The following is a 23,549-nucleotide window of genomic DNA, read 5'->3' as shown; positions in this document are numbered from 1 at the left end:
GTAGGGAAGAACTAAATTTATTGTTTTTGTCCCTGAGAATGAAACCGATGATAGAGCATCTTGGTGACAACTTGATTACCCAACAAATGCTGTTCAACTATTAAAGGTACTTCACTAGGACGAACGCCACTGTACCAAACCATATCTGGCAATACCAACACCATTGGCCCATTGCCGCATTGTCCCAAACAACTGCTACCGATTACCATTACACCAGGCATAGCTATAGCCTTAAAAGCAGCTAATACTTTGGCAGATCCTTGCTTACGACAAGTACGATTTTGGCAGACGCGAACACATTTCATTTTTGATAGTGGTTAGTGGTTAATGGTTAGTAGTTAGTGGTTGTTTCAAACAAAAATCTAAGGGAGACGCTGCGTGTAGATGCACTCTGCACGGCTTCAGTACGTCTATACCCAACTACTACTAACTACTAACCACTAACTACTAACTATTCAGGTAAAAGTCCCTTTGATTGTAACCATTCACGGTTAAATATGCGTGACTGATAGCGGGAACCACTGTCACACAAAATGGTAACTATAGTATGTCCTGGCCCCATCTGTTTTGCTAAAGCTACAGCTGCGGCTACATTGATACCTGTAGAACCACCCATAAATAAACCATCTTTTCGCAGCAGTTGATAAACTACCCGTAAGGCTTCTTCGTCATGAATTTGAATGGCATCATCAGCTGGTGCGCCTTCCATGTTAGCGGTGATGCGACTATTACCAATACCTTCTGTGATGGAATTGCCTTCCATCTTGATTTCGCCTGTTTTGATATAGCTGTAAAGTCCGCTACCCATCGGGTCAGCAACTACACATTTAATATCTGGATTTTTTTCTTTGAGGAACAGCGAGACTCCTGCATAAGTGCCGCCAGTCCCGGTTGCTGCCACCCAACCGTCTATTGTACCGTCTGTTTGTGTCCAAATTTCTGGGCCTGTGGTTTCGTAGTGGGCGCGACGGTTGGCTAAATTATCAAATTGATTTGCCCAAATCGCATTTTCCATTTCACTAGCGACTCTACCAGATAACTTAACATAGTTATTGGGGTCTTTATAGGGTACAGCAGGGACGGGACGAACTTCTGCACCTAATGCCCTCAAAGCATCCATTTTTTCTTGAGACTGGGTATCAGGAATGATAATCAGGCATTTGTAGCCTTTGGCGTTACATATGTGTGCTAATCCAATACCAGTATTGCCTGCTGTTCCTTCTACAACTGTGCCACCAGGTTTCAGTAAGTCTTTTTCTTCTGCATCTTGAATAATATAAAGTGCAGCGCGGTCTTTCACAGAACCACCGGGATTGAGAAATTCGGCCTTACCCAGAATTTCACAGCCAGTTTCTTCACAAAAGCTATTTAACCGAATCAGTGGTGTGTTGCCAACAGTTCCTACAAAGCCGTTTTTAATATCCATATCTGAATTTACCTGAGTTCTTATAAAAATTTTTACTTATAGTGGTGCTAGTTCTAAGAGTCATTCTTTTTTTTGCTAAGTACTGCTGGCTTCTAATCCGGAATTTAAATACGAGCTGTTGAATCTACGTTCAGAAATAAATTGAAAAAACAAATAGTAATTGCACTGTTGACTCAGTTATATTAGTAATTTAATTTACAAATGTGTACCGAGGAGAGTTGACATGATGTTACTATTGCAAATGGAGTAAGCTAAGTGGAAAATCCAGAAGATAAATATAAGTATCTTGAATGCATAGAGCGTCAACTCCAAGAAAAAGAAGCAAAACTACAACTTAAAAAATCAGAAGCTGAGGTTCATCAAACTGTTAAACATCAACATGAAGCTTCGGGTAAACTTTGGCAAAAAAAACTTCTTCTTGGACTAAAGTTATTTGCTTTAGGAATTATAGCAATTGTCGCTGTCAAAGTCGCGTCATTTCTAGCTGGAGTAATTATTGTCGGAACACTCGCATTCGTTGCATACAAACTATTTACTAGTTCTCAGAAATAACAATATTTGCTAGAAACTAATCAAAATGAATAATCAAAACACCACAGATAGCTTACTCCATGATTTAGAGCATGTTTTCCAAGTCCGCTCGCAAGTGGCTATTTCTTTAGAGCAAATAGCCGAAACTATAGATAAAGCAGAATTGGCAGGAGATACTGCTTCAGGTAAACTAAGTTTAGAACGTGATATAGAAGATATTAAAGTTGCTACTAAAAATCTCCGTCAAGGTGTATTTCGTCTCTTGATTTTAGGAGACATGAAGCGAGGTAAAAGTACATTACTTAACGCTTTAATAGGTGAAAAAGTTTTACCGAGTGATGTTAACCCTTGTACGGCTTTATTAACAGTTTTACGTTACAGTTCTGAGAAAAAAGTTACAGTTTATTTTAATAATGGTAAAAGTCCACAGAATTTAGATTTTGATACATTTAAACATAAGTATACAATTGATCCAGCCGAGGCTAAAAAACTAGAGCAAGAAAAAAAACAGGCATTTCCTGATGTGAGTCATGCAGTGGTTGAGTATCCTTTAGCACTGTTAGAAAAAGGCATTGAAATTGTTGATAGTCCTGGATTAAATGATACAGAAGCACGCAACTAATTGTCTTTAGGTTATATAAATAATTGCCATGCGATTTTGTTTATGATGCGAGCATCTCAACCTTGTACTTTAGGTGAGCGGCGTTATCTGGAAAACTATATTAAGGGTAGAGGATTGTCAGTTTTCTTTTTAATTAACGCTTGGGATCAGGTACGTGAAGCCTTGATTGATCCGGAAGATGAAGAGGAGTTAAAAGAAGCTGAACAAAGACTGCGACAAGTTTTTAAAGCGAATTTAGCTGAGTATTGTATTGTAGACGGTCAAGATATTTATGACGAGCGAGTATTTGAAATCTCTGCAATTCAAGCTTTACGCCGACGCTTAAAAAAGCCTCAAGCTTCTGTTGAAGGAACCGGTTTCCCTAAGTTTATGAAAGCACTCAATACCTTCCTCACCAGAGAAAGAGCGATCGCAGAACTCAGACAAGTACGCACCTTAGCCAGACAAGCGTGCGATCGCACTCGTGAAGCAGTTAAAAGGCGCATTCCGTTACTAGAACAGGATGTCAAGCAATTGCGGGAACACATTAACTCTGTTGAACCAGAATTTAATAAACTTACCAGCATCCGCGATCAATTCCAGCAAGAAATCAGAAATACCAGAGATACTCAAGCTAGAAAAGTTGCTGATTCATTCAAAACCTACGTTTTAAACTTAGGTAATACCTTTGAAACAGATTTTCTTTGCTATCAACCAGAATTAAACTTACTCGATTTCCTCAGCAGTGGTAAACGAGAAGCATTTAACGCCGCACTCCAACAAGCCTTTGAACAATACATCACTGACAAATTTGCAGCTTGAACTTTAACAGCTGAACAAGAAATCAATACAGCTTTTACTCAACTATCAAGAAGCGCATCAAAATATGGCGCTTCTTACAATCAAGTAACTGATAGCATCACAGAAAAATTAACAGGAGAAAAAGTTAAAGTTAACACAACCACTACCACAGAAGAAGATAATTCTCCCGCCTGGGCAAAATGGGCGATGGGATTATTATCATTATCTAGAAGAAACTTAGCTGGTTTTGCTATGGCGGGTGCTGGATTTGATTGGAAAAATATCCTGTTGAATTACTTTACTGTTATTGGCATTGGTAGCATAATGACCGCAGTCACAGGAATTTTTCTTGGCCCCATTGGATTTGCTTTATTAGGTTTAGGTGTAGGCTTCTTACAAGCAGATCAAGCACGCAAAGAATTAGTCAAAACAACAAAAAAAGAGTTAGTCAAATACCTGCCACAAGTTGCAAGCGAACAATGGCATACTGTTCATAATGCAGTCAAAGAATGTTTTGATTCTTATGAAAAAGAAGTAAGTCAGCGGATTAACGATGATATGAATGCTCGCAAATCTGAGTTAGATAATTTGCTTAAACAAAAAGAAACTCGGGAAATTAATCGCGATGCAGAACTTCAGCGTTTGCAAACTCTAGAAGAAAATGTCTTTGAGCATTTGCAGAATGTTGAGTCTGCATACAGCAATTTATTAGCTTACTACAGCTAGGTTGAACTAAGAATTTTACTTAGTGTCTTGGTGTCTTAGTGGTTAAAAAATACCTTCTTCACCACAAAGACACTAAGACACAAAGGTAATAATTTATTTTCCCACTCAGTTTGGGAATAAGGAAAAGATAGATGAGTAATGATTATAAACTATTTATAGATATTCTCAAATCTGCTGCTAAGTTATTAGATTTGCATCCAGAATCACAATTACATCAAGATATTATTACTATATCCAATTATCTTACTAATCCCAATTTTCGGATTGCAGTATTTGGCCCTTTTAATCATGGTAAGTCAACTTTATTAAATGCCATATTGGGAACTCGGGCTTTACCAATAGATTTGATTCCCACCACAGGCCCGGCTATTACTATGAAGTATGGTACTGATTTACGTAGTCGTATTACTTTGGTAAATGGTACAGAAATTTATCGTAGTGGTACAGAAGTTTTAAAGCAATTTGCCATTCTAGATAATGACAGGCGGATGCGAAATGATGTTGCATATGTGGAAGTTTTTTGTCCGCATCCTTTTTTAGATACGGGTGTAGAATTTCTGGATTTACCAGGAACTAATGACACAGAAGAACAAGATAATTTAGTGCGATCGCAACTATTAGGTGCTGATTTAGTTGTGCAGTTACTTGATGCACGCAAGTTAATGACTTTAGGTGAACGAGAAAATTTACGAGATTGGCTGTTAGATCGTAATATTAAAACTGTGATTTTTGTTGTTAATTTTCTAAATTTACTTGATGAAGGAGAACAAAAAGAAGTTCAAAATCGTCTACGCTTCGTTGCTGAAAGTTTTCGAGCTGATTTACTATCAGGATTTAGCAATTTATATCGTGTTGATGCTTTACCAGCGTTAAGAGCAAGATTAAAGGGAGATGTAGCAGCAGCTAATACTAGCGGTTTAGTAGCTTTTGAAATAGCTTTACAAAATATCGTCGCAATCCTGCAAAAAAATCACAGGAGTGTACGTTTACCAAGAATAAAGTTTATTACATCTGAAGTTCAACACTCATTAAAAGCAAAGATTGTTACTTTGCAGAGTGAAATTAATGATTTTGAAAATAAATGCCAGGAAAAAAATAATCTGAAACAACGTGCAGTAAGCATCATTAAACAGGGTTTTAATAATAGTTTTGAGAAATTACATGCTTGGTTGAGTTTAGCAAATTTAAGAGAAAAATATCAAGCTGATGCGGCGATCGCTTTGGCAGAGAATCTATTTATAAGTTGGGAAATAAATAATATTAAAAAAGACTTTAACGAGTTGCGATCATCTTTAGTAGAATGGTTAGAAAAAGCATACAATTTTTTTCAGGAACAACAACCGGAAAACTTATTAATTTCTTTTCCTCCTCAACCACAAATCACTATACCTCCTAAACCAAATCATACTAATGATTTAGGTGATCCTGGAACTATTGCTGTTGGTGGTAGTATTGGTTGGTTATTGGGTGGGCCTTTAGGAGCAGCTGTTGTTGGTAGTATTACTTATTTAGTCAACAAGAATATACAACAAGATGAAAAGATAACACGAGAATCCTATCATCAACAAGTAGCAAAAATATGTATAGATGCTGTTGATGTTTATTTGAGTAGCTTCAGCATTCAAGGGTTATCAGCTTTAGCTAATTATGAGAAGCAAACTGAACAAGTGATTAGATTTACCCCTGAATCAGAACCACAAGAAGTAACTCAAAAACGTCAAAAATTACAAGATTGGCAAAATAGCTTAAACCAGTTAAATCGAGAATTAGAAAAGACCTTGGGAATTTCTATCCCTCGTGAATTAGAAGTAGAAATCAAAATACCAACAGCAAAAGCAAGACAATCAGTATATAGTTTTTCAGGAGTAGGTATTAAAGAGGATGTGGGGACACATCGACAAACACAGACAAGAAAACAGGAAAATACAACTCAACAAACAAAAACTAAAAATTCTTCTGCATCTGTTCCACCTCCACCCAAACCAGAAGACTTAGAGGCAAAATTTCGTGCTTGGGAACTGGATCAAGAAATAGCACAAATGAAAGCGGAAATGCGATCGCCTAATTCTCAAACTAGCAAGCAGCATCAAAATCAAAGTCAACAAGCACCCCATCAATCTAAAACCCAAGCAGAAAAAGATAAAATCACTCGCGCTTACACGAGTTTAGGATTACAACCGAGTGCTTCCTTAGTCGAAAAAAAGCAGGCTTATAAAACTTTAGTCAAAAAATGGCACCCAGACTTGTTTGTGGACAAACCGCAATTGCAACAACAAGCACAAGATAAAATGCGATTGATTAACGAAGCTTACAAAATATTATTGGAAATTAGTAACTAAGTCTAACGTGAATTAAAACTATGGCAAAAATCCTGTTTTTAAAGCCATAAAAGCGTAAGCGGCTTTCAGCAGGGTACACAATGCCACTGATAATCTATCTGTGTTCATCTGTGTTCATCTGTGTTCGTTAAACAAAATCAAATTTTGGACAATTGCCAAAAAACCCCACCTTCTCAATGAAGGCGAGGTTCATTCAATCAGTCCAATTATTTATTTGGCTGAGGAGTCATCCGCAAATAAGGCTTAATTTCCTGATAACCTTTGGGGAATTTTTCCTTCAATACTTCTGGATCTTTGAGTGAAGGAACAATTACGCAATCGTCACCATCTTTCCAATCAGCTGGAGTGGCGACGCTGTAGTTATCAGTTAGTTGCAGCGAATCAATCACTCGCAAAATTTCATCAAAATTGCGCCCAGTGCTGGGAGGATAAGTCAGGGTAAGACGCAACTTCTTGTTGGGGTCAATGATAAATACCGTCCGTACCGTCACGCTAGCGTTGGCGTTGGGGTGAATCATATCGTAAAGATCAGAAACTTTACGATCAGCATCTGCCAGAATTGGGTAGTTTAGTTTAGTGTTCTGTGTTTCTTCGATGTCTCCTACCCATCCTGTGTGGGAGTCAACATCATCAACACTCAGGGCGATTACTTTCACATTGCGCTGATCAAATTCTGGCTTGAGTTTGGCAACGGTTCCTAACTCAGTTGTGCAAACTGGTGTATAGTCTGCGGGATGGGAGAACAGCACTACCCAGCTGTCACCCGCCCATTCATAAAAGTCAATATCGCCATCTGTGGAGGCTTGGGTAAAGTTCGGTACTGTATCACCTAGACGGAGAGCCATGCTTGATTCCCTAGTGGATAAAAAAGGATACGTGTTCTATTTTGCCATGATGACATAGAACACCGGTTCTCCGATAGAGCTATTGTGGTTCGCAACAAAATTTTAGGTAACTAAATCACAATTTAGCTAAACGTTAAGCATATACGTGAGTAATTTTAAAGTCCTTAATAGTCTCTGAGTAGATAAAATTTTATATCGGGGTAATTCTATATAATCCTGGTCAACAACCAGTCACAGTAGACGTATTACAAGCGGCGAGTTATTTAATGCAAGATACACCGTTTTTTACCCTACCGCCTTTCTTAGATAATAATGATGGCAAGGTTTACTCAGGGCCGGGAAATCGTGCTGTCAGTGATGTACTGTGGAGGACACGCTAAACTGATTTTCCAGCCAAGCTAGTGATTCCCCGAGGTCAAAGCCGGATGTTGCTCAATCATCCTATACCAGTACGTAATTTAGAAAAACCTGTAAATGGTCGTTCTAGTTTTATGCGGCTGCGGAGTAGTAATAAAATATACGCAGCTAGCTTAGCAATTTTTGCCAAGAAAAACCCTGATGGTAGCGATCGCGCTGAATCACTGGTAACTGATAACTGACTATCTCCTACCTAGTTGATGTCATAATTTGAAATTGATTTACAATCAGGGCTAATGTCAACATACCTAAAATTGTCATCAACCCCGCAGGCATGAACTTACGCGTTTTAGCTAATCTAAATGCAAAAACAACTATTAATACAGCTGTAACAATAGCTGCTAAAGTCAAACCCCAACTTTGACCTTGAAGTTGTACAAAAGCCGAAAAGATAAGTATTAAACCACTGATACTACCACTAAAAAGTGAAATATTACTACCAGCTGTTATGTAACCTAAAATACCACCTAATATTGACAAGATGCCGTAAGCAAGGGCGGCAAGAATACCTATATTCATATACCTATGTAGATTCTGATTTTCCTACAAGCCTCGGCAGACAATTTAGCATAGCTGTTTAGCCAAGTAACCCAATTGATTGATGGATAATCAAGTGATGCCTACGGCAAGCAATTCGTCTTACGCTAAGGTTCAATTTCTCCAACGTCAAGCAGCTTCTCTTTTACTCTACCAATCTGTCCTACAAACAGAAGTAGGTGTAGCATTTGTTGATCTGTTGCAAGCTATTCGTTATAGTGAAGCGGATGCTAGAAGTTGCCTGCAAGCTTATGGCAGTTACTTTAGAGCTTTAGCAGCGAAAAATCAAAACTGGGAAGAATATCTGATTACTCAAATTCTCAAAGCTGAGAATCCTTTTACAAAACAAGCTCAACAGCAAGAGTTTGAGAATTTGCCGATCGCTTTGGTAGCAGCTGCAAAACATGATTTACTAGCACTACAACATTTGTATGAATGTAGTAGTGCTGTTTTGAGTGAATGGGTACAGAATATCGCTCATTTACCTGTCTCACCCGTAGTCTGGTATCTAGAACAGTCTGGTACAGCAGGTATAAAAACACAATTTATTACTTATCTACAACAGTTAGAAAATTGGGCAGATGCTGTAGAAGATTTGGCCGCATACTATCGGCAGTATGGCACGGGTTTGTTTGCCCAGTATCAGGCCCTACGTTGGCAAGATGGTCAGTTTTTGGGTATACCTTATCCTGATCCAGTTAAATTAAGCGAACTTGTGGGTTATGAGTCGCAAAAAGAAGCTTTGTTGAAAAATACAGAATTTTTATTGTCAGGACAGACAGCACTGCACGTATTACTATATGGTAGCCGTGGTTCTGGTAAATCCTCTTTAGTTAAAGCTTTACTGAATGAGTATGGAGAATCTAACCTGCGATTGGTGGAAGTGACAAAATCACAACTGCAAGATTTACCAGTGATTGTGGAACATTTACGAGGAGAACTACATAAATTTATTATCTTTGTTGATGATCTTTCCTTTGAGGAAGATGATGATGCTTTTAAGGCTTTAAAAATGGTGTTAGAAGGGAATTTAACGGCACGTCCCCAAAATATCGTGGTGTACGCTACTTCTAACCGTCGTCACTTGGTGCGAGAGTTTTTCGCTGATCGACCTGCTCCCCGCGATCATAATGAAGTTCATGCTTGGGATACAATGCAGGAAAAACTTTCCTTTAGCGATCGCTTTGGTCTGACACTCACTTTTGAGGGAGCTGATCAGAAAACTTATCTCAAAATTATCCGGCATCTTGCAGATTTAGCAGGAATTAATATCAGTCAGTCAGATTTAGAATACAAAGCTTTACAATGGGCAACTCGTCATAATGGTCGTTCTGGAAGAACAGCACGGCAATTTGTAGATTTTTTAAAAGCAGAGATGACTGTTAGTGCACTCCAAGTTAAAAGTAAAAAAGAAAAATAGAGAAAAATGCTCAAAACCAGCAATATGCAATCAGCAATAGTAAGTAATCGACTTATTCTCGGTGTAGTTGCCTTTGGTGCGAGTTTTGGTCTTGGTTTAGTCTTTAGTTGGGATCTCAAAAATGCCTTCCTCACAGGCATCATCACCATATTTTCCACTTATCTCGCAGCCTTATTTATAGATAAGCGACGCCGAGCCAGTGAAATGCTAGTTCTAGATTCTCTCCATAGACGTATTAAAGAATTGGAGGGTTTGAAATCTCGTGTAGTTGCAGAGGTTAATCAACTAGAGGCTCATCACTCCTTATTGTATCAAGAATCTAATAAATTACAAAATCAAATAGTTGAACGCCGAAATCAAAGAGATAGTCTTAACCGAGAGTTAAGCAGTTATATTATTGAAAAAAAACAGTTGGAAGCACAAATTAACCAATTGCAAAATGAAATTCAAGAATTAGAAAAAGCAAAATTAGAACAGAATAATTCCCTATCTGCGATTAATGCTGAAAAACGTCGCTTGGAATTGAATTGTAGTGTATCTAAAGCTGAAATAAATCAGTTACACAATCAACTGTGTGAACTGTTGCAGCAAAGGCAAGATTTAGAAAGCAATTTAACTCTTCTAGAAAGACTTAAACCCCAACTAGAAGAAAAATTATATGAGATGAGACTTCAAGTTCAAGAACTAGAAGCAGCAAATCAGCAACAAAATCAATTGTTGATAGACAAAAAACTAGAAACAGAAAATATAGAAATTAATCTAAATTCTTTAAAAGCACAAGTAGCAGAACAACAAAACCAAATTCAACAATTACAAAGTCAAATTTCCTTGTTACAAGATGAGCGCGATCATTTACAAAGCCAAGTATGGGAATTATTACAACAGATAGAAAGTTTAGAATCAAATAACGTATTAGAAAAAAATCAAGAAGAAGATGTAGATATATTTCCTTTTGCTGATTTGCTGGACACAGTAAATGATATAGATGTATCTCACAATTTAGAAGAACTACCATCAGAATGGAGTAATTTTCTCGATAAAATCTCTGAGTCCGAAATTCAAGCATTAAAAGCGATTATAGAAGATGAGAATCCTAATGGTGCTATAAAAAAAATAGCTGAAGCTAATATTACTATGCCAAATTTATTAATTGATTCGATCAATGAAAAGGCTAATAACACTATTGGTGAATTGATCATCGATCCCAACACGGCAATTCCAGAGATTTATCCAGAATATCAAAGTGATGTGAAAAGAGCGATCGCAACTTATAAAATCATTAAGTAGAAGCTCAGCATGTGGGCGATAATTATAGTATTTTTCTGAAAAAATTACTCAATAAAACCCTAACTTAGCTGCTTTCTTTCCCATACACCCCTATACCCTTATCCCGCTACACCCTTATTTCTTGATATTTCTTGACGCTACTCTCTATGAAAGTAAAGCTCACCTTCGAGCTAAAATACATGGAGGTGAGGTGAATTTACATGGCAAAGCTCAAAATCTCGAAAAAAGTCTCCACTGCGATCGTCAATTCTCTTGGTGCGGGAGTTGTACCAAGGGTAGGGCTAGAACATATAGCAGTAGGTCGGGAAAAAGAACTACAAAGCCTATTACAAAACCTCAATGACATTGCAGAAGGGGTAGCAGCTTTTCGCTTCATAATTGGGAACTATGGTTCAGGTAAAAGCTTCATGCTACAGTTACTTCGCAATCATGCTATGGAACAAGGATTTGTAGTTACTGATGCTGACCTATGTTCAGAACGTCGGCTTGCAGGAACCAACAATGAAGGTTTAGCAACTTATCGAGAATTAATGAGTCGCCTTGCTACAAAAACTCGCCCTGATGGCGGTGCTTTAGTAGCAATTTTAGAGGGATGGATTAATAAAATTCAACAAGAAGTTGCCAAAGAAACTGGAATGCGTCCTAATGATGATGGTTTTGATGACCAAGTAGAAGAGAAAATAAGGGAAGTAATTAAGTATATAGAAGACTTAGTTCACGGTTTTGATTTTGGCAACGTGATCATTGCTTATTGGCGCAGTTACCGTCTAGATGATGATGAATTAAAAAATGCTGCATTGCGTTGGCTACGAGGAGAATATAGCACTAAAACAGAAGCTAAAGCAGCTTTAGGAGTGCGAGTTATCATTGATGATGATAGTTGGTATGACTACGTTAAACTCATAGCTAAATTTACTGCTGAAATTGGCTATAAAGGACTTCTAGTGTTGTTAGATGAAGCCGCAAATATATATCAAATTCCTACGACTGTAACTCGCGAAAAAAATTACAACAGGTTGCTAGGAATCTTCAACGATACTATGCAGTGCAAAGCGGAACACTTAGGTATTTTTATAGGCGGAACAACAAAATTTTTAGAAGATCCAAATCGTGGACTGTTTGCAGATCCTGCTTGGCGAAGACGCACAAAAGAAAGTCGTTTTGTCATACAAGCTGGCGTACAAGAATTTTTAGGCCCTGTGATGCGGCTCAATCCCTTAAGCCAAGAAGAAATTTTGTTGCTTCTGCAAAGAATAACAGAAATTCATGCCTTTAATTTCGGATATACACAGACTTTAAAAACTGCTGATTTAAAAGCATTTGTACAAGAAATAGTCAATCGCTTGGGTGCAGCAGCGTTGCTAACTCCAGGCGAAATTGTTCGGGATTTTATCAGTGTATTGAATATACTTTACCAAAATCCCGGCAAGGCTTTCCAGGAATTAATTCATGGTGCTGAATTTAAACCTACTGTTGTGGGTAAAGACTCCGATACAGATGATGACGTTGCAGAGTTTAGTCTCTAATTAAGTGATAACAGTGCGATCGCGCTTTCAGCCATCCGTGGACTTGTCTGGTTAGCGATCGCTTACAACTTGAGTCATCGCTAATGGGTCAATTACCAATTACCCATTATCTATTTATACCAATTCAAATAATGTTTGCGACAGATAACCCCACCTACTTAACGGCACCCCCCTTGCTAAGGGGAGGGTTGGGGTGGGGTCTTATATAATCCATGTGTTGTATTCTTTTTTTAATTGGTATTAGTTATTTTCACTTACTTACTAGCCATTTAACCCTCTGATTTCCGTTGTATTACTGATGGCTGCTGGCAAGAAATTTTGGTTAATCTAGTAAAACTATATTACTTTGAGGCACAGTATCATTATTGGGGAATATGAATTCCGACAGACTAAACATAAGTTTTGTCTACTTTCTTTGTAGGACTGAAAAAAAGTAGAAAATCTGTAAATCAAATTTACATTGAATCTATCGTCTAAGCTTCTGCCTTTGGGTATAAACTACCCATTTATTCAAAGGTTATATAGGCTACGTTTTTTATTGATAAATTATGCCAAAATATACAAGGCAAATAATTGTACACTGTACACCCTATGGCTAAATTTAAAGTCTTTACGCCTCAATACCTTTCAACTTAGCCTTGATCCCTGAATGGTTTTAGCTAAAATCAAGCCTGGGTAAAGTTTGATTACTATGTATCACATTGTTAACAAAATAATTGAAAAAGATAACACAAAAATAAAATAAATCTAAAGCAAAATCCTTCTTGGGGATCGCTATAACCTATATATAAATATGCTTTTTGGTACAAAACAGCATTGATATGTGTATGCAAAATTAGATCATGTGAATAAGCCTTAGAAGGCAACTATATATGAAAAACATTAAATACTTAACTTCTGCTTGTAAATATTGTCGATATTACCAGCCTGAAGGACGTCGTGGTGGCATGTGTCAACAGTTGGGAGCGCCAGTACAAGCTTCTTGGAAAGCTTGCTCTCTAGCATTACCACCATTTGCTCCTTCTTGGGAAAAATTGGAAGATGTTTGGAGTTTACCAGATGCTACACCAGCTTTAATATCAGAAATAAATAAAACTGTAACTCTCACAGAGGAAGTAGTTAGTTGTACTTCTGAACAACCAAAAGTAAAGGTAATGATCCATTAGCTTTTGCCAGTGAGTTGGAAGCAATCAAGTAGTGGAAGCACAACATATTTAACACATTCATCAAGGTAAAAAAACAGAGCCCCCTTTAAATTCGTCTTTTTAAATTGTGGTGTAGAAAAAGTGAGTAGCTGTGGGTAGAACTTTGGTAAGTCCAAATAAAATTTGCTTTTAATGATTATGGGTCTAAAAAAACCTTGATATTCAAAAAAATCGCTCCTTGATCAAAGGAGCGATTTTTTATAGTTTTAAAGTTAGTTGTTATTTACCCCTCACACTCCCTACCTCTTCATCTCCCCATCATTTACTGCTCCAGCTTTCTAATCTGGATGAGTGTATCCTCATAATAATTATTATTGTTTTGTTGCCGATAAAGCTCTGCGGCTTGTTTAAAATCAGCCAGAGCGCCTTTTTTATCTCCTAAATCACGACGTGTCAGCGCTCGATTGTAGTAAGCATTGGCATACTTGGAATTAATTTTGATAGCTTGATTGAAATCAGCAAGTGCTTGTTGCAAATTCTTCAAGTCAAAGTAGGCTATACCTCGATTGTAATAAGCTTTGTCATAGTCGGGTTTATACTTGAGTGCTTGGTTGTAGTCTGCGATCGCTCCTTGTTTATCTCCTAATTCAGAGCGAGTTAAACCCCGGTTAAGGTAGGCATTAGCATATTTAGGATTAATCTTGAGTGCTTGATTATAATCAGTTAGGGCTCCTTGCTTGTCTCCTAATTCATAGCGGGTTAAGCCCCGATTATAATATGCTTTGTCATAGTTGGGACTAAGCTTGATCGCCAGGTTAAAGTCATTGAATGCCCCTTGTTTATCCCCCAAATCATAAAGAGTCAAACCCCGGTAAATATAGGCATCAGTGTAATCGGGTTTGAGTTTGATAGTTTGATTGAAATCATCTAGTGCCTTTTGCGTTTGTCCTTTTTCAGAAAGAGCTATCCCCCGATTGTAGTAGGCAAGGGCATAATTGGGATTAACCTTAATAGCTAGGGTGTAATCATCAATTTCTCCTTGTTTATCTCCTAATTCGTAACGGGTTAAGCCTCGATTGTAATAGGCCTTGTCATAGTTGGGATTGAGCTTAATCGCTTGGTTATAATCAGCGAGTGCCCCTTTTTTATCACCTGATGCAGAGCGGGCTAATCCCCGATTGTAGTAACCTTTGTCATAGTTGGGATTGATCTTGAGGGCTTGGTTATAATCCGCCATTGCGCCCTGTGTATCTTTTAATTCATAGCGTGCTAAACCTCGATTGAGGTAAGCATCTTCAGCGTTAGGATTAATTTTGAGTGACTCGTTATAATCAGCGATCGCTGCTTGGTAGTTTTTTAATTCATAGTAGACTAATCCCCGGTTGTAGTAAGCATCGTCATGTTTGGGGTTAATCTTGACTGTTTGAGTATAGTCAGCAATCGCCCCTTGTTTGTCTCCAATCTCAGAGCGGGCTATACCCCGGTTATAGTAGGCATTAGCATATCTTGGATTAAGACGAATTGCCTCAGTATAATTTGCGATCGCTCCTTGATAATCTTTATTGCGATAACTATCGTAAGCTTTGATAAAGAAATCATCAGCTTTTGGCGCAGTGGGAATAGTATTATTTCTGGTATATGAACGCCCTCCTACATCTATCCCAACTGCTACCATCTTTTGTAAAGCCACGTTAATGGTTGTACCTATACCAATTTCTTGTTCATCAGCCCTACCGTGAACACCCACCAATTCCCCTTTTTCATTTAGTACAGGGCCACCACTCATACCATTGAGAGTCTTGTTTTCATAAATCAAGTTATAACCATCACGCTGGGCTGCACCGTTAGCATTTACCTGCCCCTTGTTGAAAGAAAAGTAAGGATTAGAAATGGCTGCTGTTTTGGCTGGGAACCCGCCTACATATACAGTTGTGGTAGCTGTAGCTAGATCAGAGTCACCGATTTTGGCAGTGCTGTAAGGTTTGCTACTACTAAACTCAACTAACGCCAAGTCTAGACCTTGTAAGTGTTTGACATTGTTAACTGTATAACTTTGTTGATCAGGTGTAATTACTTGATATTTTTTACCTTCTTTAACCACATGATAAGCAGTCAGAACTGTGTAACTATTACCAGAACGTCTGATAATCACTCCTGAACCAGTAGCAGGGGGAGTTTGATCGTCCACAATCTGTACTGTAATCTCTTTGCCTATCCTTTCTATTTCTTGAGAGGATAGGGCAACTGCAATGTGTGGCTGCATCAACATGATAGATGCACCGATGAACATGGACGAAACTGTGTAAAAATACTTAGTATTCATAGCCTAATGAAATTAAAGGTCTTTTTATTTACATATTTGCATTAATTGACCCTCTCCGTCCAAGTGATTAAACGGTTATACAAGTACTGTAATAGCAGCAACTAATACCCAAGTAAAACTGTCTTATCTTTAATTGGCTTAGTAAAAATTCTGCTAACTGGCTTATCTGGGATTGAACCAGGCAAACATTAATGAAATCCTGATATAAAGCCGTCTATATAAAGATTGAATTTCAATTTATTTTTCTTATTTTTGAATGCTCGGTAATTGCTATTAGGCAATTTAACTTTTGTAACTAACCAACTTCTTCAATTCAAATCCTTCAATATCAATTAACAGTAGGATGACAAAACTTTTGTCTTTGTAATTTCCATACTGTCGAGAGTGCTAGGCGCAGCTTCATGAATAAAAGCCAAGCTTCAGTTCAGTTCTACATCTTTAGGACAAATCACAACCTTATGTCCGCTCAAAAAACAGCTGTGAGAATTTCATTAAAAATTCTATCTGTTCAAGCGAAGTATGATTACCCTCGACTAGGCAGAAAGTATGAAATTTAGACGAATTATCTCTGTTTCCAGGCGTAAATTTTTGGAGGGGACACTCTTGACAGGTGCGATCGCCACTAAGACCGAAGCACTTGTTGATCCCCGCGAGTCTACTGGGCCTTATGTTCTTCCGGGTAATGGCTCTGTTGATAGTGAAGCCGTCGTCACCGCCAAAGCGAAATCAAATGAATGGCAAGCGATTGGGGGATGCTAGATGAGCGAAATCCTTCAAGTCATTACCAAGTTAGCGATACTTGTTTTCGTTATAGCCAGTATGCTGAGCATGGGCTTGAGTCTGACTGTACGTCAGATACTCGTACCACTCCGCAATACCGGCTTAGTCCTTCTATCTCTGGTCGCAAATTTTATTCTTGTGCCGCTTGTGGTGTATTTGCTGCTGCAAGTAGTACCACTGAGCAAGCCGTTTCAGGTTGGTCTAATCATACTTGCAACTGCTGCTGGCGCACCTTTTCTACCTAAACTTGCCCAAGTAGCAAAAGGTAATACGGCTTTTTCGGTGGGATTAATGGTGTTGTTGATGGTTGGCACTATCATCTATATGCCCATCGTTCTGCCTTTGGTTCTTAAAGGTGTGCAAGTCAACCCTTGGGATATTGCCAAGCCACTGATTTTCTTAATGCTTGTTCCGCTTGCTTTGAGCTTATTTGTCAAAGCGCGTTACGAAGCGATCGCTGCCACTCTCCAGCCAATCATGACACAGACTTCTAGTTTTGCGTTGATGCTGGGTCTGGTAATCGGTCTAATTCTTCAATTCCGTACGCTCATCGGTCTATTTGGGACGGGTGCGCTGATTACTTCCGCCGTCTTTATTGTTGTTGCATTTATTTTAGGCTACTTTCTCGGTGGGCCAGGTAGCGACACGCAGCGAGTGTTAGGACTAGGTACGGCTCAGCGCAATATTTCTGCCGCTTTATTAGTTGGTGCAAGCAACTTTGACGATCCAAACGTAGTAATTATCATCCTTGCAGCCAGCTTGTTAATGCTTGTCATCCTCATGTTTATGGGTGGAGAACTAGGACGACGGGCTGAAGATTCAAGGCAAGCATCCATTCCAGTTGGCAAGACTCAACGATGAATTGCATCTATCCAAGGATAGAGATGTGTTATTGCAAAATTTTTAACCGATCTACCTATTCTACAAGTTGCCAAAGCGATCGCCATGTTCTTGGTTTTGCTAGTGTTACCCGATGACGTTAGCTACGGGCAAACAGGCACCTTTGGTAGTCCCATTCCTACTCAACCTTTTCTTAGTTTTTCTTTATCCTTCTTCGTGTACTTTGCGTACTTTGCGGTTCGTTAATTAAATCACTCAAAATTAATGCGATGAACCACTAGTTTCAAACAATTAACAAGCTTACTTACTAGCGATCGCATAAATCACAAATATGCCATGTTACTTCATAAAAAAATAAATCGACTGCTTCGGGCAATTATTATCGCTATTTTTGTGGCGCTGTTAATTATAATCACCCCTATTTCTACCTTTGCTCAAAGTCCTTCTTTGAGCGAGACACCAACGAAAGGAGTAACTGTTAAGCTGGAAGACAAAACGTTATTTGTGATTCAAGATAAGTTATTTTCACCATCAATTAATCAACGTGCAGAGGGAATTTCTTCCAGAATTCAGCAAGTAGCAGATAATCAGACCATTCCAGTTGATGCATTGAGAATAAGTAATCTTGAAACAGAAGCAGGCACAAGCACAATCATTTATGCTCAAGACATTGCTATTTTGGCAGTTTCAGATACAGATGCCAAAGCTGTGAAGCTAACTCAGCAAACACTTGCCAATCAATACTTACAAACTATCAAAAATGCAATTAGCCAGTATCGAAAAGAACGTAGTACCATCTACTTAATCCGTGCAGTGATTACGTCTGTCATTAGCACTATTGTATTAATATTAACATTACTTGTTCTGTGGAACGTTATACCACGGTTTTACTACTGGTTAGATACTTACCATGAGCAATGGATTCCTAACATCCGTATCCAAAATATTGAACTGTTATCGTCTCAACAAATTTCTGCGATTATCCAAGGCTTGACGAGAATTTTGCACTTCGTAAGTGTAGTAACTCTTCTCTATTTTTATCTGTCATTGGTCTTGAGTTTGTTTCCTCAGACAAAGCAGTTCGGAGCAAGTTTATTTGCTAATTTGCAAGCGGCGTTAATAGCAATATGGCACGGATTTTTAGGATATATGCCAAAATTACTAACAGTTGCTTTGATTGTCTTATTAACTCGCTATATTTTAATTTTTTTAAAATTTATTTTTACAAATATTGAACGAAGGACACTCGTCATCCAAGGGTTTTATCCAGAGTGGGCAAAACCAACTTACCAGTTACTTAGCTTTGTGATCATTGCTGTAGCCACTGCTATTGCCTTTCCTTATTTACCAGGTTCTGATTCTCCCGCTTTTCAAGCTATTTCTATTGTTTTGGGCGCGTTGGTGTCCTTCGGTTCATCAACTGCGATCACCAATGCTGTTGCAGGGTTTTCGTTAGTGTACACTCGTGCGTTTCAAATTGGCGATCGTGTCCAAGTTGGTGATGTCATGGGTTTTGTGGAAGAGAAACAGCTTCTAGTAACTCGGATTCGCACCATAAATAATATTTTAGTATCGATTCCCAACTCAGCTTTGTTGTCAAGTAACGTTATTAACTACAACACATTGCTCAAAGATCGGCGAACCCCAGTGATTGTACACACAACAGTAACCTTGGGCTATGACGTTCCTTGGCGAACTGTGCATGAAACCCTGATTGCAGCAGCTGTTGCAACTACTGATATTTTGTCGCAACCCCTTCCATTTGTGTTCCAAACAGCACTCAACGACTTCTATGTAAGCTACCAGCTAAGAGCCTACACAAACAATCCAATGAAGTTAGAAAGAATTTATTCAGAACTACACCAGAATATTCAGGATAAGTGTAACGAAGCAAATATTGAAATTTGCTCACCCCATTACTCTGCAATTCGTGACGGCAATCAAACCACCATTCCCAGCGAGTATCTATCTCATGAATATACTGCTCCTGGTTTTCGAGTTAATCCGCTCTCGACGCTGTTCAATTTTATCAAGCCAAATTCGCCTTCTGTGAATTCTCAATCTTCGTCTGTGGATCAAGCCTCGGAATAGAACGAACTAATCTCTTTGCAGGAGGGGAATCGATGATGTAACAGCTATGCATAAAAAACCTCACCCCGTCCGTTCAAACACCCCTCTCATTGAGAGGGGCAGGGGGTGAGGTTATTTTCAAGACAGCTAATTACGGGAAAAACCACAATGCAAACATGAAAACATGACTCTTCCTACACCCCTACACCCTTATACCCCCACACCCTTTTTCAAGCTAGGGATTGCACTTTTAGCAATTTGGCTCAACTTTACCGAACTAGTATTTGCATCTCCACACCTGATGATGACGGGTTGTACCAACTTGGTTTCAACAGCAGATCGATCAGTGTGCAATGACCATATTATCGCCCAAGTAACAAATATACCTACACCTGTTTCCACTCCGTCTCAACCCCAGGTGTTGTCCCCCTCTTTCAAGCAGCAAATTGCCACAAAAATTGCCAAGCTTCCCCTAGAGTCCCAGTTTAAATTTTTCAATTTGTTCATCATTTTCTTTGTCACCTTAGGACCACTCAAGATCATTCCAGTATTTGTGCAACTAACTGAAAATACAGATCAAACACTGCGTCAACAATTGGCTTTTCGCAGTGCAGCAATCTCGACGATCACGATCATTCTGGTGGCCATTATTGGTCAGAATATCCTAAATGTTTGGAGAATTCAGTTACCAGCATTAATGATTGCAGCTGGGATTCTGCTGTTTTTGGTAGCCCTGCAAATTGTTATGGCTCAATATGCATCTCCTGCCAAAGTTGAAATTCCTGAACAACCTTCTCTGAAGCAAGCGGTTACTCCCCTGGCTTTCCCGACAATTTTGCCACCCTTTGGCATTGCCATTGCTCTAACAATGATGGTCATAGCTGGTCTGGTCGGTATCAACCAGAGTATTGTTGTGTTGTTACTATTGCTGGTGATGGGGTTAAATCTGGTTTGTATGCTAGCAGCCAGACAAATTATAACTTTTATCAAACCCGTTATTCTACGCATATTAGGGTTTGTGCTTGGGGTTATGCAGCTAGCATTGGGAATTGAACTGATGGTGTCTGCTATTGAGATTGAAGTTCTTGTGATCAAGCAATTGTTAGAGCCTTAGCTCGTTTCTTCCTATACCCTTACATTGGGAGTAACTATCCTGCTATTGTTGCTGTCTGTGAACTGTGTGTTGGCTATTTTTATTGCAACTATTAACAAGCAAGCTAAATTAGTTCCCGTGATTGTCGCCCTTTTGATTGTGAGGATTGTGGTTGAGCTTCCCTACTCGGTGTGGATGAAGCGCAAAGTTGCTCAATCTCTGGCGCAAACAATCGAGCTATTAGTTGTATCTTCATAAGGAAGCAAGAATGAACGATCCCTTCCCTCATCGTCAACCACCTAATATTCAAGCCGAACTTGCCAAAGAGCGTAACCGAGCTGCCGCCGAGCGCACCCTTATGGACTGGGTTCGTACTAGCCTTGCCCTCATTAGCTTTGGCTTTGGAATTGATGCGATCATTAGTGCCATCCGCAGTTTTCAAGTGGCGCAAGATATTAATCCAGTGCGTCTTTCTCGCATTCTCGGTCTTGCTTTCATTGCTCTGGGTATTTATGCCATGATTGCGGCAACGATCCAACATCAACAAGAACTGCTTCACATTCGGCGTGAAGAGGAATATTTCTATACTCCTCGTCGCTCCTTGGCGTTGATAGTTGCGATCGCACTGATTTGCATTGCTGTCTTTGCCTTTATTGGAATTTTAGTGAGTGCATTGACTCGAAAAATTAGTCTATAGGCTGTTTGTCAATTCTCAAAAACCACTGTCAATCAAGCTTAGCCAGAGGTCAATCGTGAGTTCTAGCCCTTCCCAGAAATCGACTTCTACCACTAACGAATTGGCAAAACAGCGCAATCGCGTTGCTGCCGAACGAACATTGACAAGTTGGATTCACAATTGCTTATCTGTGATTGGTTTTGGTATCGCGTTTGATCGCATTTTTAATGCCTTGAATGAGTCGGTTCCTGAGGATAGTTTACACATTCACATGCAACTAGCTCACATTATTGGCTTGAGTGTGATCGCCTTTGGCGTTTTTCTGTTAGTTCTAGCAATGATTGCATACCTAATTAAGGTTAGATCGCTAGAGCGAGAGGAGTACTTGTATAAACCACCGCAAATATTTAATTTATCTATCTTCATCGTTTCTGTCGTTTTATTTGGTTTGATAACGCTAGTCGCTGTTTTTACCGTGATTTCCTGGCAATAATACGCAACTTTAAATCTCCTCTGTTTTGCAAGAGAACTGATATCTTCTCTGTGCGATCAATCAAACGGTCAGATAGAACAGCGATCGCTCTTTTGCTTAAGAGAGCGATCGCCAAGATGAGCCTACACTCTTAGGTACTCGTAATGCCCGCTTCCAACTTCTCCATCACCTGATCGATGCTGAAGCTAGCAGCTTTCTGACGCGGTGGATAGTCTTTAAACGTCTCCAAGAACTCTGCTACAATTGCCTGTGCCGGCACCAACATGAAAGCATGGTCGAGTAGCCAGTCATAGTAAGTGTTAGACGTAATATCGGCGCGCTCGTAAGGGTCGCTCAGCAAGTTGAAAATTTTGGGTACTCGCAGAGGTACAAACGGTTCTGCCCAGATTTGGAGTGTACCTGTTGCCCGTTGTTCCATGAATACAATTTTCCAGTTGTCGTATCGCAGCCCGGTGAGGTCGCCGTCATCGGAAAAGTAGAAGAACTCCACCCGTGGACTCTGATCGGTTTTACCCGTCCAGTAGTCCAGCATGTTGTAGCCGTCTAGGTGAATTTTAAAGTTTTTATTGCCCACCTGATGACCGTCGAGCAGTTTTTGCTTAATGTCGGTTTCTCCAGCTGCGGCTAGCAGGGTGGGCAACCAGTCGAGGTGGCTGACAATACCGTTACAAACTGAACCTGCTTCAATCTTACCAGGCCAGCGCACCATTGCTGGAACCCGATATGCCCCTTCCCAATTGGAGTTTTTCTCATTGCGGAAGGGCGTCATGCCCGCATCGGGCCAGGAGTTCATGTGGGGGCCATTATCGGTGCTGTACATTATGATCGTATCTTCGGCCAGCCCCAGTTCATCTAGGTGATTTAGCAAGTCACCCACCACCTTGTCATGGTCGATCATGGTGTCGTGGTATTCCGACTGCCAGCGACCTGCCTGTCCCTTGCTCTCTGGCTTGCAGTGGGTGCGAAAGTGCATGTGGGTGGTATTGAACCAGATAAAAAACGGCTCATTGACGTTTTTGGCATCGTCAATAAAGCGTTTGGTTTTGACCAACACCTCATCATCAATCGTTTCCATCCGTTTTTTAGTTAACGGCCCCGTGTCTTCAATGCGTTGTCCACCTTTACCATCGGCCCAGCAGTGCAGCACCCCACGCGGACCATATTTCTTTCTAAAATCAGGAAAGTCCTCTGGCTTGGGATAGTCGGGGAGTTCTGGTTCTTCCTCGGCGTTCAGGTGATAGAGGTTGCCGAAAAATTCATCAAACCCATGCATCGTTGGCAGGTGTTCGTCGCGATCGCCAAAGTGGTTTTTGCCAAACTGACCCGTGCGATAGCCTAACGGCTTCAACAGTTCGGCAATACTCGGATCTTCCGCTCTAAAGCCAAGGGCCGCACCGGGCATACCGACTTTGCTCAACCCCGTGCGGAAGACACTTTGTCCGGTAATAAAGGCGGCTCGACCTGCCGTACAACTTTGCTCACCGTAGTAGTGAATAAACCGCATCCCCTCATTGGCGATGCGATCAATGTTGGGAGTGCGATAGCCCATTAGTCCATCGCTGTAGCAGCTGAGATTACTGATACCGATGTCGTCACCCCAGATGATCAGAATGTTGGGTCTACCATTCGGCATAGATTTCATCTCCTTGGTTGTTTGCAAAAGTGGTTAGTTT

The 23,549-nt window shown here is 39.7% G+C and carries 19 protein-coding genes and 2 pseudogenes; 15 read left to right on the top strand and 6 right to left on the bottom strand.

The features are described from left to right. Positions 1 to 17: 17 nt before the first annotated feature. Positions 18 to 305, bottom strand: a complete 288-nt coding sequence (locus tag RS893_RS03420) for a (2Fe-2S) ferredoxin domain-containing protein (protein ID WP_315789868.1) — start codon at positions 303 to 305, stop codon at positions 18 to 20. Between the two features lie 146 nt (positions 306 to 451). After that, the gene (locus tag RS893_RS03415) at positions 452 to 1,426 is read right to left on the bottom strand and encodes a cysteine synthase A (RefSeq protein ID WP_315789867.1); all 975 of its coding nucleotides are present in this window, start codon (positions 1,424 to 1,426) and stop codon (positions 452 to 454) included. A gap of 255 nt (positions 1,427 to 1,681) precedes the next feature. Between RS893_RS03415 and RS893_RS03410 the strand changes: the two genes are divergently transcribed. From RS893_RS03410 to RS893_RS03400, 3 genes and pseudogenes are all read left to right on the top strand, one after another. Continuing rightward, positions 1,682 to 1,978 (top strand): hypothetical protein, encoded by a 297-nt coding sequence (locus RS893_RS03410; protein ID WP_315789866.1) that lies wholly within the window; start codon positions 1,682 to 1,684, stop codon positions 1,976 to 1,978. A gap of 25 nt (positions 1,979 to 2,003) precedes the next feature. Further along, positions 2,004 to 4,085 (top strand): annotated as a pseudogene (locus tag RS893_RS03405) (dynamin family protein). A gap of 131 nt (positions 4,086 to 4,216) precedes the next feature. Then, positions 4,217 to 6,424: a dynamin family protein gene (locus tag RS893_RS03400; protein WP_315789865.1), complete on the top strand. Its 2,208-nt coding sequence runs from the start codon at positions 4,217 to 4,219 to the stop codon at positions 6,422 to 6,424. A gap of 206 nt (positions 6,425 to 6,630) precedes the next feature. Here the strand turns inward: RS893_RS03400 and RS893_RS03395 are convergent, their stop codons facing one another. After that, complete coding sequence (locus RS893_RS03395; protein WP_315789864.1) at positions 6,631 to 7,269, bottom strand: peroxiredoxin; 639 nt, start codon at positions 7,267 to 7,269, stop codon at positions 6,631 to 6,633. A gap of 191 nt (positions 7,270 to 7,460) precedes the next feature. Here RS893_RS03395 and RS893_RS03390 point away from each other — a divergent pair. Continuing rightward, positions 7,461 to 7,853 (top strand): annotated as a pseudogene (locus RS893_RS03390) (DUF3370 family protein); the annotation flags it as partial. Between the two features lie 22 nt (positions 7,854 to 7,875). Here the strand turns inward: RS893_RS03390 and RS893_RS03385 are convergent. Then, entirely contained in the window at positions 7,876 to 8,205 is a 330-nt protein-coding gene (locus tag RS893_RS03385; protein ID WP_315789863.1) for a TMEM14 family protein, read from the bottom strand. Between the two features lie 82 nt (positions 8,206 to 8,287). Here RS893_RS03385 and RS893_RS03380 point away from each other — a divergent pair, with 82 nt between their 5' ends. The 4 genes from RS893_RS03380 (at position 8,288) to RS893_RS03365 (ending at position 13,622) form a co-directional block, all read left to right on the top strand. After that, positions 8,288 to 9,643 (top strand): ATP-binding protein, encoded by a 1,356-nt coding sequence (locus tag RS893_RS03380; RefSeq protein WP_315789862.1) that lies wholly within the window; start codon positions 8,288 to 8,290, stop codon positions 9,641 to 9,643. A gap of 24 nt (positions 9,644 to 9,667) precedes the next feature. After that, positions 9,668 to 10,930, top strand: a complete 1,263-nt coding sequence (locus tag RS893_RS03375) for a tellurite resistance TerB C-terminal domain-containing protein (RefSeq protein ID WP_315789861.1) — start codon at positions 9,668 to 9,670, stop codon at positions 10,928 to 10,930. Between the two features lie 200 nt (positions 10,931 to 11,130). Further along, positions 11,131 to 12,456: an ATP-binding protein gene (locus RS893_RS03370; protein ID WP_315789860.1), complete on the top strand. Its 1,326-nt coding sequence runs from the start codon at positions 11,131 to 11,133 to the stop codon at positions 12,454 to 12,456. 872 nt (positions 12,457 to 13,328) lie between these two features. Next, positions 13,329 to 13,622: a hypothetical protein gene (locus tag RS893_RS03365; protein ID WP_315789859.1), complete on the top strand. Its 294-nt coding sequence runs from the start codon at positions 13,329 to 13,331 to the stop codon at positions 13,620 to 13,622. Between the two features lie 301 nt (positions 13,623 to 13,923). On the opposite strand, the gene RS893_RS03360 is transcribed toward RS893_RS03365, so the two are convergent. Beyond that, positions 13,924 to 15,891, bottom strand: coding sequence for a tetratricopeptide repeat protein (locus RS893_RS03360; RefSeq protein ID WP_315791855.1), 1,968 nt, complete (start codon positions 15,889 to 15,891; stop codon positions 13,924 to 13,926). A 579-nt stretch (positions 15,892 to 16,470) separates the two neighbouring features. On the opposite strand from RS893_RS03360, the gene RS893_RS03355 reads away from it, so the two are divergent. The 7 genes from RS893_RS03355 (at position 16,471) to RS893_RS03325 (ending at position 21,876) form a co-directional block, all read left to right on the top strand. Further along, the gene (locus RS893_RS03355) at positions 16,471 to 16,683 is read left to right on the top strand and encodes a hypothetical protein (protein WP_315789858.1); all 213 of its coding nucleotides are present in this window, start codon (positions 16,471 to 16,473) and stop codon (positions 16,681 to 16,683) included. Beyond that, positions 16,684 to 17,565, top strand: a complete 882-nt coding sequence (locus RS893_RS03350; protein WP_315789857.1) for a bile acid:sodium symporter — start codon at positions 16,684 to 16,686, stop codon at positions 17,563 to 17,565. Between the two features lie 315 nt (positions 17,566 to 17,880). Next, complete coding sequence (locus RS893_RS03345) at positions 17,881 to 19,635, top strand: mechanosensitive ion channel family protein (protein WP_315789856.1); 1,755 nt, start codon at positions 17,881 to 17,883, stop codon at positions 19,633 to 19,635. 163 nt (positions 19,636 to 19,798) lie between these two features. Continuing rightward, positions 19,799 to 20,728 (top strand): MarC family protein, encoded by a 930-nt coding sequence (locus tag RS893_RS03340; protein WP_315789855.1) that lies wholly within the window; start codon positions 19,799 to 19,801, stop codon positions 20,726 to 20,728. 69 nt (positions 20,729 to 20,797) lie between these two features. Further along, positions 20,798 to 20,965, top strand: coding sequence for a hypothetical protein (locus tag RS893_RS03335; protein ID WP_315789854.1), 168 nt, complete (start codon positions 20,798 to 20,800; stop codon positions 20,963 to 20,965). Positions 20,966 to 20,975: 10 nt separating this feature from the next. Next, entirely contained in the window at positions 20,976 to 21,404 is a 429-nt protein-coding gene (locus RS893_RS03330; protein ID WP_315789853.1) for a YidH family protein, read from the top strand. A gap of 55 nt (positions 21,405 to 21,459) precedes the next feature. Beyond that, complete coding sequence (locus RS893_RS03325; RefSeq protein WP_315789852.1) at positions 21,460 to 21,876, top strand: YidH family protein; 417 nt, start codon at positions 21,460 to 21,462, stop codon at positions 21,874 to 21,876. A gap of 130 nt (positions 21,877 to 22,006) precedes the next feature. Here the strand turns inward: RS893_RS03325 and RS893_RS03320 are convergent, their stop codons facing one another. After that, positions 22,007 to 23,509, bottom strand: a complete 1,503-nt coding sequence (locus RS893_RS03320) for an arylsulfatase (protein WP_315789851.1) — start codon at positions 23,507 to 23,509, stop codon at positions 22,007 to 22,009. Positions 23,510 to 23,549 lie beyond the last annotated feature (40 nt).

The sequence above is a fragment of the Fischerella sp. JS2 genome (genome assembly GCF_032393985.1).
In the GTDB taxonomy this organism is placed as follows: domain Bacteria; phylum Cyanobacteriota; class Cyanobacteriia; order Cyanobacteriales; family Nostocaceae; genus Fischerella.
This window is presented reverse-complemented; position numbering and strand designations above follow the sequence as displayed.